Origin of the sequence: Clostridium senegalense (assembly GCF_018916625.1) — a bacterium.
GTDB lineage: Bacteria > Bacillota > Clostridia > Clostridiales > Clostridiaceae > Clostridium_J > Clostridium_J senegalense.
In genome coordinates this window covers 102,067-115,912 of sequence record NZ_JAHLNC010000009.1, presented here as the reverse complement: position 1 = coordinate 115,912, position 13,846 = coordinate 102,067, and the positions used below count along the sequence as shown (strand labels likewise).

Sequence of the window (13,846 nt, the reverse complement as noted above, 5' to 3'; positions counted from 1 at the left end):
ATCACCCCACTTTTTCAGTGTTCGTAAGCATTTTAGTTTGATTATCTAATGTTGTAATCTCATAGAAATAGTAAACTTCGCCATTTCTCCAATCAAAAGAAAAAGAGTCAACACTTTTGGTAAATGGATGAACCATTAAAGCCTCTCGTGTAACTCTCTTAATCTCAAGTTCCATTGCCTTTTTATCTAAGCTTGAACCTATAATATCTTTACCATATAAATCTGAATATGCTGCATACTTATATCTTGCTGTCATTAAAGCTTTCTGACACCATTGTATATAGCTATCAAATTCGTTCAATAATTTAATTGAACCATCTGGATTTTTAATAAACTCCCCAGTTTGAAAGTCAATTGCATAAGTTTTTTTTAGTTTTATTGGTGTATCTTCTTTTAAAGTAACTTCTTCTAGACTTCCATTTGCAAATAAATTAGGCATGCATCTTCACTCTCCCAACTATTACACATTCATTTCCTACTTGTGCAACTAATACTCTATCTCCTACTTTCAGCTTCTTAAGATTAGAAGGGGTTTTAAATCTGTGATTATGAATATGTTCTCCGGACGATTCAGTACTATATTCCTCATTTAAATTTAGATAATCTAAAATCAAATAATCATTGATTTCATACTTGAAATTATCCAATTTTAAACCTGTTGTTGTTAATGTTCCTAAAGTAAGTCCAGTTCCATATAATGCATCCTTAACAAATTTATTTGTTTTAGAATCAAAAACTCTTGCTACTTCTTCAAATATATTGCTATTATTCTCCATAGAATTTCTTTTTAACTCCTTCCCAATCCATTAATGTTAAATCCATACTGCCTTTCCCACCTAGGTTATGTGTAATATCTGTAACGTAATAACGGGTATCATATAAACTAGTTACATCCCCTGCCCTAATAACATTTATGTCTTGTACACAAGATATGTCTATACTATCTTCACCATTATTAAATAATGCATTAGCTTTATTTTGTGCACTCGCATAGTTCTGTATTTTATCATCTTGTACAATTTTTTGTATTGTTCCATAACCTTCAGTATTCTTTTTAAATATTCCTATAATGGGGGACTTAGTATCATCCTTATCATTTTTGCCTAAAGCTTTAACTTGCGTTACTGCACCGCTTAAACTGCTCTTAGGTTGCACATCATCTAAAATACTATCTAACCTATAAACTATACTATTACTTCCTAATTTAATTAGATTTAATTTAGTCTCCATCCTAAATTTGAATAATCCTCCACCATTTTGAGCTGTTTCTTTTAAATCTTTCCACATCATACTGTAAATTGATTCTTTCCTTCTGTCCTTTGTTAATCCTATTTTAGTATTAGCGAATGAACCTATAGGAATATTCCACTCTTTACATAACAATGTCGCCCTTTGAGTAGCAGTTTGACCATTTAAACATAGAAATTCATCTTCGGATTCTTCTATGTAAACAGTCCTTTCTTTACAAGTTATACTCATTTTTTTAGTTTTTTTAGACTTATTTATATCCCAAACTATACCACTAAATATTCTAACTTTATCCTTGCTATTAAAAGCATAATCGTAAAGCTCTATACTCTGTCCCTTAGCAATACCTAAATTTTCAAATTCCTTTGTATTAATAAGTGTTAAATTTAAAGTATATGCTATTCCATCTATACTTTCTTTAAGAGTTCCACTCTCTGCAGTTAATGTAATTTTATATTTATTTCTTAGTATTAATTCCATAACTAAAACCTCTTATTTTGTAACATAATCGGAGCAAATCCAACCGCCATGGTTACCATAGAATACATCTAACCAGTTGCCTTGTGCTCTCCAAACTTTTAATTTAGTTCCATTAGAAACAGAACCTATAATAGAATTATTAGTACCTGGTCCACTTCTAACATTAAGTACATCTGCAGTAACTTTAACTATGTCATCACGATTAAATTTGCTTGATTGAGTAGATCTATTATTTTTAAGAGAACTAGAATTACTAGATTGAGTATTTAGAGTTTCTATTTTAATATCCCTGTGAATTCTAAAAGAAATACTAATATATCTATCTCCTATTTCTCCGCCTCTTTCTTCTACTGTAAATTTTGATATATTAACCAATTCATTAAAATCAAAATCCGTTATTATTAATCTTATAGGAGTATCTGCATCTTTCCATTTATTTAGTAATTCTATAGACTCTTTAGGATCTGGAATATTTCTATATCTACAATAGGACTCATCATATTCAGTAGGAAACAACGTGTCAAATCCTATCTCTGTTATTTTCTTACCTTGTTGAGATATATCTACTTCTCCAAAATCCAAGATGTCTACAGTAATATATCTTTTTTCTTTTTCTATAAATATTTTTTCAAGTGGATTAACAGGAAAATGAAAAGTAGTATTATCTTTTTTTAAATATATATCTATACCATCACATCCTTTTATAACTTATAACTAAAAAAGAACCGCCTAAGCGATTCTTTTAATATTTTACTTTAATTTTAGTGAATTGATTATTTTGAGCTTTCAAGTATATCCTTTTTTAAATTTTCTCTATTTTCTATTATAGGTTTCATCCTGTCTACACTTTCATTATATTGTTTTATTGAATATTCCTCTGGATTTTCTATTGACGTATCTTTATCTGTTAGAACATGTGCACCTGCACTTAAATTTCTAAGACTCTCTATAACTTCATCAAAAACATAAGTGAATTTTTCATTAAAAGTGCCTACATTTTGACGAGCATCACCTAAGTTTTTAATAACTTCTTTTACCCTATCACTATACTCGGTAAGTTCTTTATCAGAATAAGATTTATAATTATTTTTAAATTCACTCGATAATTCAATATAGTTATCTATAGTTTTATCTAAAACATTAAAATAATTTTCAACACCATCTTTTGATATATCTTCAATAACTTCATTATCATTGGATGCTATTTTTTCTACTTTATTTGCACTACTGCATCCTATTAATGATAAAACAAGAAAGCAGCAACATAATACACTAATTATTTTTTTCATATCTTCTCCCCCTCAACTGTAATTGTACCATAAACTTACTTATTTTTTAATATTAAGTAATGCTTCTTTTAACTGTCTAGCAACTTCTTTTGTTGCCTCTGCAATTAATTTGTCTATATCCTCGTTACTACCAACATTTACATTTATATCTCCAAAATTTAGTCCAGCAACTCCTGCAACTTGTGGCTGTGGCGCTTGTGCAACTTGGTACTGTACTTGAGGTTGTTCATATGACATTTTATTATTAACTTGTCGTGCAACTTCCTTTTTCATATCGTTTACTGATTGCATATGATTAAGAATTTTTGTACCCTGTGATAGATATGTCAATGGATTTCCATTATATGAACCAACTATAGGAACTGATTTTCTATCTGATAATTCCCAACCACTCTCGTTTACAGTTGAAAAACCACCTCTAGCTGAATTAGTTCCACTAGCTTTTTTATCAACTTTTCCACCAGTAAAAACTTCTTCAACTTTAGTAATTACTTTCTTTATAAAAGTTATGGTTTTTGATTCAGGTACATTATTAACTGAGCTAGTTACTCCATTTACATCACTTGCAGTTTCATTAGCATTACTATTAAGTGTAACAGTTCTAGATTCTGGTATTTTCAATATTTTATTAATTACATCCTCCATATTTGTAATAGTTCCACTAGCATTACTTTGTATTTCTATAGGTGTTCCATTAACATTCAATATTCCAGTTCTAACTCCATCACTACTTATTTTTATATTATCCAAATTGGCAACAACTTGATTACTAGAGTCTACAATCTGGCCTTTTGCATTTATACTGGCATTACTTAAAACTTTCATTGCTTCTGTTGCTTCAGTATTTAAATCAGTATGTGCTTTACCTAAATTTCTTACTTCATTTGCCATTGACTCTGTATATGCACCGCAATGTCCATTCATTGAATCATACAAACCTACTATTTCTCCACTATTTTCGTCTACTGATACTTGCAAATTTCTCCAGGCTTTTTTAGATGCATCATACAATCTATAGTTACCACTCTTAGTTATTTGTTCTATTCCATCATATGTTTCTTTTATTCTATTCATAACTTTTTGCGATGAAATATCTTTATTACTAAATTCTTCTCCAGTATATTTATTTATTTGACCTTCTAAATTAGGATTTTGCTTATATACCGTATCTAAGTTTGAATTATATAAATCATTTTGTGACTTTATTTTATCAGCTTTAGCTTTTTCTAATTCTGATAAAGAAGATTCTAAGTTTCTTCTCTCTGTAGGATCTATTTTCTTCGACTTATCATTTAATTCAGCCTTAAGGTCATCTATATAAGTATTATATTTGGCTTTTATTTCAACTATTGCATCATCACGTTCTTTCGCTGATTCTTTTAAAAGTTTAGATGCATCTTTTATATCTAATCCTTCCGCTCTAGCCTTAAATTTATTTTTAGCATAATTCATTTCATCTTGATTTCCACCAGTAGCTTCAAGCTCAATCCTTGCTCTTTCCTGTTGTTTTTCTTTTATTTGCCTTATATCTTCATCAAGTAATTTTCCATGATCCGCTATTGCCTTTTCTTTTATATTATATATTTCATCCTGTAGCTTTTGTTCAGCACTTATTTGAGTATCATATTTTTTACTAAAGTAATCTAATGTAGATTGCTCTGACTCACTTATACTCCCATCCTCTGAGAATAAATTGCTTAGGGCAGATTGAGTTTTTTCCTTTTTTTCCTGAATTGTTTTAACAGCATTATCAAACATTTGATTTATTCTATTGTCAAATTCACTTGATTCTTTTTCATCTATTACTCCATCTAAATTTATTTTATTTATAAACAGTTGAAAATCCATTAATGATTTAGTAGATTCCTCTACCTTGCTTTTAAAATCATTTCCTATATTGGAACCAAAATCTTCATATACAAGTCCTAACTTTTGCATTTCTGATTTAGATTTAGTTATGTTCCCATGCATACTATTCATTATCTTTTCAACCGGTCCCAACTCCTCAGCTGTTGTAGATACAGTTTTTTTCATTAAACTGCTATTAGCTTTTACTGCTATTCCAATGGCTCCTATAGTACCAATTATAGTGGCACCTACTGGACTAAATATTGCCGGTAATAGTTTTCCTGCTAGTCCTATGCCTTTTATTCCACCAGCTATTTTTGTAGTTTCTCCTACTATAGCGCCACCTTTAAGTACTTTCGCTAACTTGCTAACGCCACTAATCGTGTTACCTATATTACCTATAGCTGAGAATGCTGAAAATGATATACCTAATCCAGCTATAGTTAGAGCCATTGATTTTATAGTATCTATATGTTTACTTATATAATCAACTGTACTCATAATCTTATCTGATATTGCTGGCATTTTTCCTATAAGCCATGTTATAAATTCTTTTGTATATGGTGCCAATTTAGTAGCTAAGTCAATTTTCATTGTTTCTGCTGCTCCAGAGAGTTCTTCAATTTGTCCTTTTAAGTTATCAAGCCTAGTTTCTGACATTGCCTTTGCTGCTCCATCAGAGTTGTAAATAGCATTAGTTAACTTATTATAATCTGATTCACTTGCATTTATAATACTTAACATACCTGACATTGCTTCTTTTCCGAAGAGATCTGCAGCCGCTGCTGCTTGTGTTGCTTCATCAAGTCCACCCATCTTCTCTCTAAGCATATCAATTACACTTTTCAATGACTTCATTTTGCCATCTGTATCAGTTAAAGATAAGTTATAGTTGTCCATTACTCCAGCCATGGTATCAGTAGGACTTACCATATTTACTATTGCATTTTTTAGAGAAGTACCAGCCATTGACCCTTTAATTCCGCTATTCGCCATTAACCCTAATGCTATACTTGTATCTTCTGCACTATATTTCATTGCACCAGCTGTTGATGCTACATATTTGAATGATTCTCCTAATAAATGTACATTAGTATTTGCATTACTTGAAGCTGATGCTAATATATCGGAAAATTTACCGCTATCACTAGCTTGCATCCCAAATGCTGTTAATGCATCTGTAACTATATCACTAGTCATTGCTAAATCTTCCCCACTAGCTGCTGCTAAGTTCATAATCCCTTCTATACCACCTAGCATTTGGTCTGTTTTCCAACCAGCCATTGCCATATAATTTAGTGCTTCGGCTGATTCTGTTGCACTAAAAACAGATTTTGCTCCCATTTCTTTAGCTTTATCAGTTAATTTAACTAAATCTTCTTTTGTAGTCATACTGGTAGCTTGAACAGTACTCATTGCTGATTCAAACCCTGTGAAAGTTTTCATTGCTGAACCAACACCTAAGCCACCAAGTGCAATACTACCAGCTAATCCAATTGAAATTACTTTCTTTGTTCCTACTTTTAACCAACTATTAATTTTATTTTGGGCTTTATTAATAATTCCACTCGCTTCATCAGTTGCTTTGACTTTTGTAGTAACTGTTTTGTTTAAACTTTCGGCCTTAGATTTTATTTTATCAATCCTGCTTGATGCTTGATCATTAAGTTTTGCACTTGGACTAGCTCTTGCTTTATCCAAAGCTTTCATTTTTTTTTCAGTTTTTTCTGCCATCTTTTCTACTGTAGTAAGTTTAGCTTTAGATTCTTTATCTCCGGTTACATTAATTCCTATACCAATGCGATATATTTCTCTTTTAGCCAGTTAAAATCACCTCCTGGCTTTCTAATGAGCTTTATTTGCTTTTTCTATTTCATAATTAGAAAAGGCGAAGAGCAATTTCTTCGCCATAGTATTTTTGGACATAACAAAGTCAGGGGACATATTATGCTTTACAAATAAATTGTAAAGAGCTGTTATTCTGCCACCTGACTCTATTAGTTTTTTATATCTTCAGCATCCTCAATTTCATCATTGAAGCCACTTAAATCTAATATTTTATTTACTAGATTAGTTATTTCCCCTGCTAACAATTTTCTTCTAATATACTGTTTACCATCACTTACATTTTTACTTTCTAATAATTTAGAATCATTCCAATTTATGTTTGTTGTTGCTCCTACTATTAACCCAGCATCAAACTCAGCACTATTTAATTTTTCTTCCCAAGCACCTTTAACTTTTTTTCTAGTAGAACACTCCTTTCTTATAGCACTTATTTCTTTTTCTGTTAACCCCTTAAGGTCTAATTTAATTTTTAATCTATCTAATATAACTGTTGCTGTTGGTAACTCTTCCTCACCTAATAATTGTTCTAGTATATCATTCTCTTTCATATTTAATATTTGTTCATCTATTTTACTCATATTTTATACCTCCAAATTTTATATTTTATTATTCTGCGACAATAGGATCTAATAATTCATAACCATCAAATACAATAGGTGTATCTTCTTCTACAACGTCTCCACCTTTAAAATTAATGAGATTGATTTTAGTAGCTCTACAGTTTTTAAGCCTTATCCTCTCAAATCCGTATGATTCAGGATCTTCTAAACTTGAAAGTAATTCAAATTTTCTAAATCCTTGTTGAATCATTTTGGATGTAATATGGAAGCCTTTAATATTTCCACTTCCTTTTTTAGCACCGCACTTGTAACCTGTCCAAGTACTCCCACACGTAATAATTTCCTTCATGTCTATTTCAACGTCTGCAGTGCATTCATTAACATGAGATTGCCACTCACCATCAATGAATATTTTTCCGTAAGTTCCATTGCACACTCTTGAAGAATCTAATTGTCCTGCCATTTATATCACTATCCTTTCTATTTCTTTATATAACCAGTTCCATAAATTCTTTTTACAACATCAACATAAGTTGCGTCCCATCTCCAAAAAAATTCATCTGATGCTGCATTTTCTTGAAGCTCTTTATCTACTTCTAATATAAAGTCATTTTTTATAATTCCTATCTTAGCTAAAGTTTCAAAATATTTTTTTAATGCACAAATTATTACTGTTCTACCTGTATCATCATTAGGTACTTTCCCAACATAGTCTTTTCTTTTTAATGAAGTATCACCATCTACAGCATTTAAGAACTTCACGGCTCTAATACTTCCAAATACATCTGATTTATCATCTGGATAATTCTTTAACGTATTAACATCATCTACAATAACTACATCATCATCATCTTTTGAAAAAATAAGAGTTCCACTATTTAATGCACTTTCAATTTCTGATTTAGATAACCTAGGTTCAACATTATCAAATATAGTTATTTCATTGCATAGGCTTTCTCCCAATGATTGACCTGTACCAAGTGCTGCCACATATACAGCGATATCAGCTTGATTATATTTAACTCCCTCATAATCTGCATGACCAAATACATTAACTATATCTTCATGATTAAATTCTTTTGATTTACTATTTGCTTGTTCTAAAGTTTCCTCATCTGGACCACCAACAAATGCTATAATATTTAGTCCTTCATCTTTATTTCTTATAACCCATTGTTTTACACTTGTTTGAAGTGCTGAATCTGTTATTCCATCTAGTGTAAATCCATCAATGTTATATCCCTCAAAAGTAGACATTGCTTCTAAATAATTTTCATTTGTTATTCCAGATATTCCATTATTTCCACCATCAAATCTCACATTTGCTATGTTATTTAATGTTCCTATAGCGTTATCAAGTTTTTTTGCAACAATATAATCATTTTCTACATTGTTATTAATCTTATTAACTATTTCTTCAAGTGTTCCATTTAAGGAAGTTATTAAAAATAATTGCTTAGTTCCTTCAAATAATGCTAAATCTTTTTTATTCTCATCTATTAAGTTATTCTTTATTGTTATATTGAAATCTCTAGTTGTAGGATATTTAGTCTTTAATTCAATTATATTTATTGGATTTTCTTCATTGCTTTTTAATATCAATGTTTTTTCTTTTTCTTTTCCATCTGCTAGCCTATATAAAAGTAATTCTTTTGGATTTCCTAGCAATGCTAATCTACCTAATCTAAAAGCAGTTAAATCCATATTCTCTCCAAATTCTTTTTTTAATTCTTTTTCGGATTTAATAGATACCACTTTTTTTACTGGACCCCAATCCGATTTTACTGGCATTGCTAAAATACCATGTATGCCAGTTCCAATTCTTTCTTCTGCCTTAGTTTTAAAACGATTATAAAACCCTGGTATTTGTGGCCTCTTATTTTCATCCCAATTTCCTGTAGCCATTTATACTACCTTCTTTCCTAAAAATTCTTTTACTTTCTTTTCAAATTCACTTTTAGTAAATTCTTTTTCCTTTGAATTAAATAAAGCACCTGCAACTACTTCTCTTCTGTAGCCAAGTGCTTCACAATTATTTATAAAATCTTGTATTGGATATTTAGTTTCTACCTTAGTTGTTTTTACTTCTACTGTAGTTTCTTTTGCCATATTAATCCTCCTATTCTAATTTACCTCTAACATATATTTTTTCTATAGTAGGCTGTTCCTTTTGCTCTATCATTTTCCTTCTAAAGAATTTAACTGTTAATTGACCCTTAGATAACATATCTGCTTCTCTATCTTCCTGTATACTTTCTATAGTAAGATAACGTTTATCTGCTAAATCTAAAGGTATCTTTAAATCTGTAATAAATTTATCCTCTATAGTGTCTAATAACTTGTTAATCTCATTTTTATTGTTATTAGCTACATGGCAAACTAAAGTCTTATTTTCTTTAATTAAAGCCCCACTAATACGTTCTTTATTCGTATTAGCTACTCTCCAAAGTATAGACGGCACTTGAAAGTTTTGTTTCCAGTTATTTAAGTAAATTGGATAACTAGTTATTTGCTTAGTATAACTTTCTAGAGCATCTAACCAAGTATCTGTATTAACTTCATCTTCTTCATGTAGCGCTATAATACTAAACTTTAATCCTCTAGCTATTGCATTCCACTCTTCATCTATAATGTCTTGTCCTATAGCACCTTCAAACACACAAGTGAAAGTTTCATTTTCTTTTAAGTCTTTAATTACTTTCATATTTAAAGCTTTTATTACTTTTTCAGATAATGAGTCTAACTTTTTAAAAGTAGTTCTTTTCTCATATAACCATATTTCTATAGTTCTTTTAAAACCAACTACCTCTCCATTATCATCATCACTACCTTGTAAAATTACTGCATATGGTTTAACAGTATCTTTATCTGGAACTGTAGGCTCGTAACAACCTTTAAATTCTGGAATATTACTTAACAAATATTCTCTTATTCCTGCCCTCAATTTTTAATCACTCCAATGCTTTACTACATATCCAATGATATTATCTCTATTTTTATCAAAAACTTTTTCAAATGTATGAAATCCTTCTGTACCTGGGTGATGAACAATTTTCATAGGATGTGGTGCACCCTTCCAATACAATCCCTTACTATTTTTAGGAGTTATAATATGAGGTTTACTTCCTTCTTCTAATATCGCTCCATAATCAACTCCATGACTTAAACTTATAGAATAATTATTTATCCCTAGCTGACAACTTCCACTTATGCCTTGTCTTGCATGTGCAGTATTTTTAACTTCACCATCATCACTAGTATCTCTCCACTTAGCTTCATGTTTAGCTTGTGCTTCAAGTTTTTTTGCAATTGAGTTACACAGTGGAATCATACCTAACTTTTTTTTATCTATAAAATCAAATACTTCAAAACCCACATTAATCTATCCTTTCAAGGTCACACTCATAACCACAAACGATTTCTTCTATCACAATTGGATAAGTAGCTTTTATTTTCATATGACCTTCTTTACACTTAAATTCAATTGCCTCTTTAGGGTTAACCTCTAATTCAGCATCTTTATCAGCTATCATTTTATATTTATTCGTACTGTATGAAGTTCCTATAGTTTTAGTATCTATATTAATTTGTGTAGAACTATCATCTAAATAAATAAGAGCCTTGAGGGTTTTTATAGTTTCTACTTCCTCAAAGGCTCCATCAATAATAACTTTTTCAGTATGTTTAATTTCTATTGTTGTTGGATTTAATGCTATTCCTTTATTAATAGCATCTATAATTTTTTTAGCCTTTAATTTAGCCATCAACAACCATCTACCCTTCTCATAGATGTTTTATATCCTGTAGTTTTATTTGGTGTTAAATTAGCCTGTTCTTGTAAATAATCAGTCTGATAAATATTAGCAAGATTATTCCAATAGTCCGGATCAGCATTTTCTATTTCTATTGGTCCTACTTTTATCTTCTTATCTACATTAGCTTTCATAATGCATCCTCGCCAACTGGCTTTAAGAACATTGTTATCATTAACAACTAGTAAATTTTCTAATTCTTCATCAGAAAATACAGGATATTGACTTTCATTAAGATTTATTTTTAATATTTCTAAAGGTGTTAATATCATAACTATTCACCTTCTATTTCAGCATACTTCCTTAATTCCTCTAAATCACATTCCTTAACGTCAAACTCTTCATCGATTTTAATGTGCTTTCCTGAATACTTTATGCATTGTTTTGCTCTTGCTTTAAAAACTTTTTCTTCTACATTTTCATCTTGAATATTTTCTGTAGCTTCTAAATTTTCTGTTTTACCTTTTGCCATAACTTTAACTCTCCCTTCTATCTATAAAACTAAAGAGCAGCCATTCTAAGATAACTGCTCTAATTAATATACTGTTGCAAAGAATACTTCATCTGCTCTATCAAAACTTACAATAGGCATAACTGATACTTTAGTATCTACTGTAACTGGGTCCTCTTTAACCATAGTTGTAACTGCTATTCCTGTGTCAACAATATAGGTATCTAACTTACTTGAACCACTTTGCTTATCGAACTCTTCTGGGGTTGTACCATAAACAGTATTACCCAAAGTTGTTCCACTCATAAGTGTTACTTTACCATCTGCATAATATGGAACTGGTTCAGCACCTTCATATGGAATGTAAGCAGCATCCTCTAAGAATACAACTGTTAATTGAAGTACCTCTTTCACAAATTGAATGTAATTTGCTTGGCTTAGTATTAATGAAGTATTTAAGTTACTATTCTTAATATGATTAGTAATAGCTTTATTAACTAAAAATGTACTATCAAAAGTATTTTCAGTTAATAGTAATGTTTTAGGTTTTGTATATTGGTCTTTCACAATAGATTTTTGCCATACTTTTATATCTCCAATAATATCAGCATCAGGATTAGTCCATTTATCTGTGCCTGTTAATACTTCTCTATGATTAGATGGAACTCCATAATCTACTACAATATCACCATCTTTAGAAGTAAAGTTTAATAATCCATTTTGAATTACTGATGATCTCATTTTTTTAGCTATAATATTAGCACCATCAACCAAGTTAGAATAATCTTCAAACACTTGTCCTAATAAAGAATTTACAAAGTTCTCATTATTTGCTCCTATTGCATTTTGTAGATCTCTTCTAGTTGTTTCATCTATTCCCATACCCTCTTTGAAGAACGGTATTTCTGTTGATTTAACAGTTAAATCTGCACTTAATGCTCTCATTTTTGTATTTGCATCAAAAGTACTCATTCTTAATGCTATTGGCTTTTTCTTGGCACCTTTAGCCATTTCTAATTTTGTTCCACTAACCTTTTTATTTGGAAACAAAGCTTTATCTAGTGTTTGTTCTGCTGGTAACTCTTTAATATAAAGAGCTATGTTTTTTGAGTTAATATAATCTCTTAAATTTGGCATATATAGTTCCTCCTTATTCTCCAAAAATTATTTGTTTTAATGCTGCCATTTCAATTTTTTTAATAGCTTCATCTGAATTAAACTTAACTGCATCTTCATATAAAGCACCATGGACAAATACTGGCACTACTTCTGTAGCATCCTCTGCATTAGAAGTTGGGGACATTGAACCTTTAAAACTAATGTCTTGATATACGACTCCATATACATCTGTAGCACTTGCAGTTGAAGTTACCTTTTTACCATCTTTAGTTATTAGAGTACCTGCTAAAAGCACCTCATTTTCATCTAAAAGTTCTTTAACATCACCTTTTCTAATCTTAACTGGTAATGAAATAAAATGATCCCCTGCTATTAACCTTAATTTATTTTGTTTAGCACCTATTGTGTAGCTTGATTGTCTCATTTGTTATCACTCCTTTATTTTTTATTTAGCAAAATCTGCTAACCCTTTTGTTTTCATAGCTTCTGCCTTTTGTTTGCCTAACTGTGTAGCAAAGCTAGTATTAGTTGGTTCTCCACCTCCATCACCACCTCCTGTTACAAATGAACCAGTACCTTTCTTTTCTTTTTCAAATAAGAAATCATGTGATTTCTGTAATGGTTCTATTTGTTCTTTAAGACCTATAACAGAATCGCCATCAACCTTAAGTTTGTCTTTATCTATAATGGCCATGATTAACTTATTATCTTTGACATTGAAAGCTCCTAAATTTTTTTCTAAAGCATTATTAAAATTAATATCTGCTAACTGTTTCTCATATGTTTCTTTTTGAATTTTATTATCTGTTTCTAGTTTTTCAACCTTTTCTTTTAATCCTTCTGTATCTTTAAATTCTTCTTTAAACTTTGAAATTTGAGTATCTCTTTCTCCAACTTGCTTTTTATATTCCTTAGCCTGTTCATTTACCTGGTCAAATCTAACCTTTGGAATAAATGCACCATTAGATACATCTTCATAGTCTTTATCTCTAAATTCTTTCTGCTTATCTTCTGGAAGTTGTTTAAATAACTCCTCTCCGATAATATCTTTTAATTTTGCCATTGTATTGTTCCTCCTTAATCTCTAATTACAGTTTTTAACGTGCTACTGAAACACGTTAGAGTTCTACTTACTTATTCTTTTACGCCTATAATAAAACTAAAAAGGCGAAAATAAAAAAGAGTAGTGAA

General features: G+C 30.3%; 18 protein-coding genes. All 18 read right to left on the bottom strand.

Annotated features, from left to right (window positions below; all coding sequences use genetic code 11):
• Window position 1: 1 nt before the first annotated feature.
• Window positions 2-439: a DUF2634 domain-containing protein gene (locus KQI36_RS14600; RefSeq protein ID WP_216451518.1), complete on the bottom strand. Its 438-nt coding sequence runs from the start codon at window positions 437-439 to the stop codon at window positions 2-4.
• Entirely contained in the window at window positions 432-776 is a 345-nt protein-coding gene (locus KQI36_RS14595) for a hypothetical protein (RefSeq protein WP_216451517.1), read from the bottom strand. Before KQI36_RS14595 ends, KQI36_RS14600 begins: the two co-directional genes overlap by 8 nt.
• Complete coding sequence (locus KQI36_RS14590; protein ID WP_216451516.1) at window positions 766-1,728, bottom strand: XkdQ/YqbQ family protein; 963 nt, start codon at window positions 1,726-1,728, stop codon at window positions 766-768. Before KQI36_RS14590 ends, KQI36_RS14595 begins: the two co-directional genes overlap by 11 nt.
• Before the next feature lie 12 nt (window positions 1,729-1,740).
• The gene (locus tag KQI36_RS14585; RefSeq protein ID WP_244991609.1) at window positions 1,741-2,310 is read right to left on the bottom strand and encodes an SH3 domain-containing protein; all 570 of its coding nucleotides are present in this window, start codon (window positions 2,308-2,310) and stop codon (window positions 1,741-1,743) included.
• Window positions 2,311-2,501: 191 nt separating this feature from the next.
• Entirely contained in the window at window positions 2,502-3,017 is a 516-nt protein-coding gene (locus KQI36_RS14580; RefSeq protein WP_216451515.1) for a hypothetical protein, read from the bottom strand.
• Between the two features lie 39 nt (window positions 3,018-3,056).
• A complete protein-coding gene (locus tag KQI36_RS14575; RefSeq protein WP_216451514.1) occupies window positions 3,057-6,599 on the bottom strand; it encodes a phage tail tape measure protein in 3,543 nt (1,180 codons plus the stop codon).
• Between the two features lie 263 nt (window positions 6,600-6,862).
• Window positions 6,863-7,291 carry a phage tail assembly chaperone gene (locus KQI36_RS14570; protein WP_216451513.1) on the bottom strand — a complete coding sequence of 143 codons (429 nt, stop codon included), beginning with the start codon at window positions 7,289-7,291 and terminating at the stop codon, window positions 6,863-6,865.
• A gap of 28 nt (window positions 7,292-7,319) precedes the next feature.
• Window positions 7,320-7,736, bottom strand: coding sequence for a phage tail tube protein (locus KQI36_RS14565; RefSeq protein WP_216451512.1), 417 nt, complete (start codon window positions 7,734-7,736; stop codon window positions 7,320-7,322).
• Window positions 7,737-7,753: 17 nt separating this feature from the next.
• Window positions 7,754-9,178 carry a phage tail sheath family protein gene (locus KQI36_RS14560; protein ID WP_216451511.1) on the bottom strand — a complete coding sequence of 475 codons (1,425 nt, stop codon included), beginning with the start codon at window positions 9,176-9,178 and terminating at the stop codon, window positions 7,754-7,756.
• Window positions 9,179-9,382, bottom strand: a complete 204-nt coding sequence (locus KQI36_RS14555) for a YqzN/YkzM domain-containing protein (RefSeq protein ID WP_216451510.1) — start codon at window positions 9,380-9,382, stop codon at window positions 9,179-9,181.
• Window positions 9,383-9,392: 10 nt separating this feature from the next.
• Entirely contained in the window at window positions 9,393-10,217 is an 825-nt protein-coding gene (locus tag KQI36_RS14550; protein ID WP_216451509.1) for a DUF6838 family protein, read from the bottom strand.
• A 3-nt stretch (window positions 10,218-10,220) separates the two neighbouring features.
• Window positions 10,221-10,649, bottom strand: coding sequence for a hypothetical protein (locus KQI36_RS14545; RefSeq protein ID WP_342357394.1), 429 nt, complete (start codon window positions 10,647-10,649; stop codon window positions 10,221-10,223).
• Window position 10,650: 1 nt separating this feature from the next.
• Complete coding sequence (locus KQI36_RS14540; RefSeq protein WP_216451508.1) at window positions 10,651-11,037, bottom strand: hypothetical protein; 387 nt, start codon at window positions 11,035-11,037, stop codon at window positions 10,651-10,653.
• On the bottom strand, window positions 11,037-11,357 hold the full coding sequence (locus KQI36_RS14535) for a hypothetical protein (protein WP_216451507.1): 321 nt from the start codon (window positions 11,355-11,357) through the stop codon (window positions 11,037-11,039). Before KQI36_RS14535 ends, KQI36_RS14540 begins: the two co-directional genes overlap by 1 nt.
• A 2-nt stretch (window positions 11,358-11,359) precedes the next feature.
• On the bottom strand, window positions 11,360-11,557 hold the full coding sequence (locus tag KQI36_RS14530) for a DUF7210 family protein (protein WP_216451506.1): 198 nt from the start codon (window positions 11,555-11,557) through the stop codon (window positions 11,360-11,362).
• Window positions 11,558-11,620: 63 nt separating this feature from the next.
• A complete protein-coding gene (locus KQI36_RS14525; RefSeq protein WP_216451505.1) occupies window positions 11,621-12,673 on the bottom strand; it encodes a major capsid protein in 1,053 nt (350 codons plus the stop codon).
• 13 nt (window positions 12,674-12,686) lie between these two features.
• Window positions 12,687-13,079 carry a hypothetical protein gene (locus KQI36_RS14520; protein ID WP_216451504.1) on the bottom strand — a complete coding sequence of 131 codons (393 nt, stop codon included), beginning with the start codon at window positions 13,077-13,079 and terminating at the stop codon, window positions 12,687-12,689.
• A gap of 21 nt (window positions 13,080-13,100) precedes the next feature.
• Complete coding sequence (locus tag KQI36_RS14515) at window positions 13,101-13,718, bottom strand: phage scaffolding protein (RefSeq protein WP_216451503.1); 618 nt, start codon at window positions 13,716-13,718, stop codon at window positions 13,101-13,103.
• Window positions 13,719-13,846: the final 128 nt, after the last annotated feature.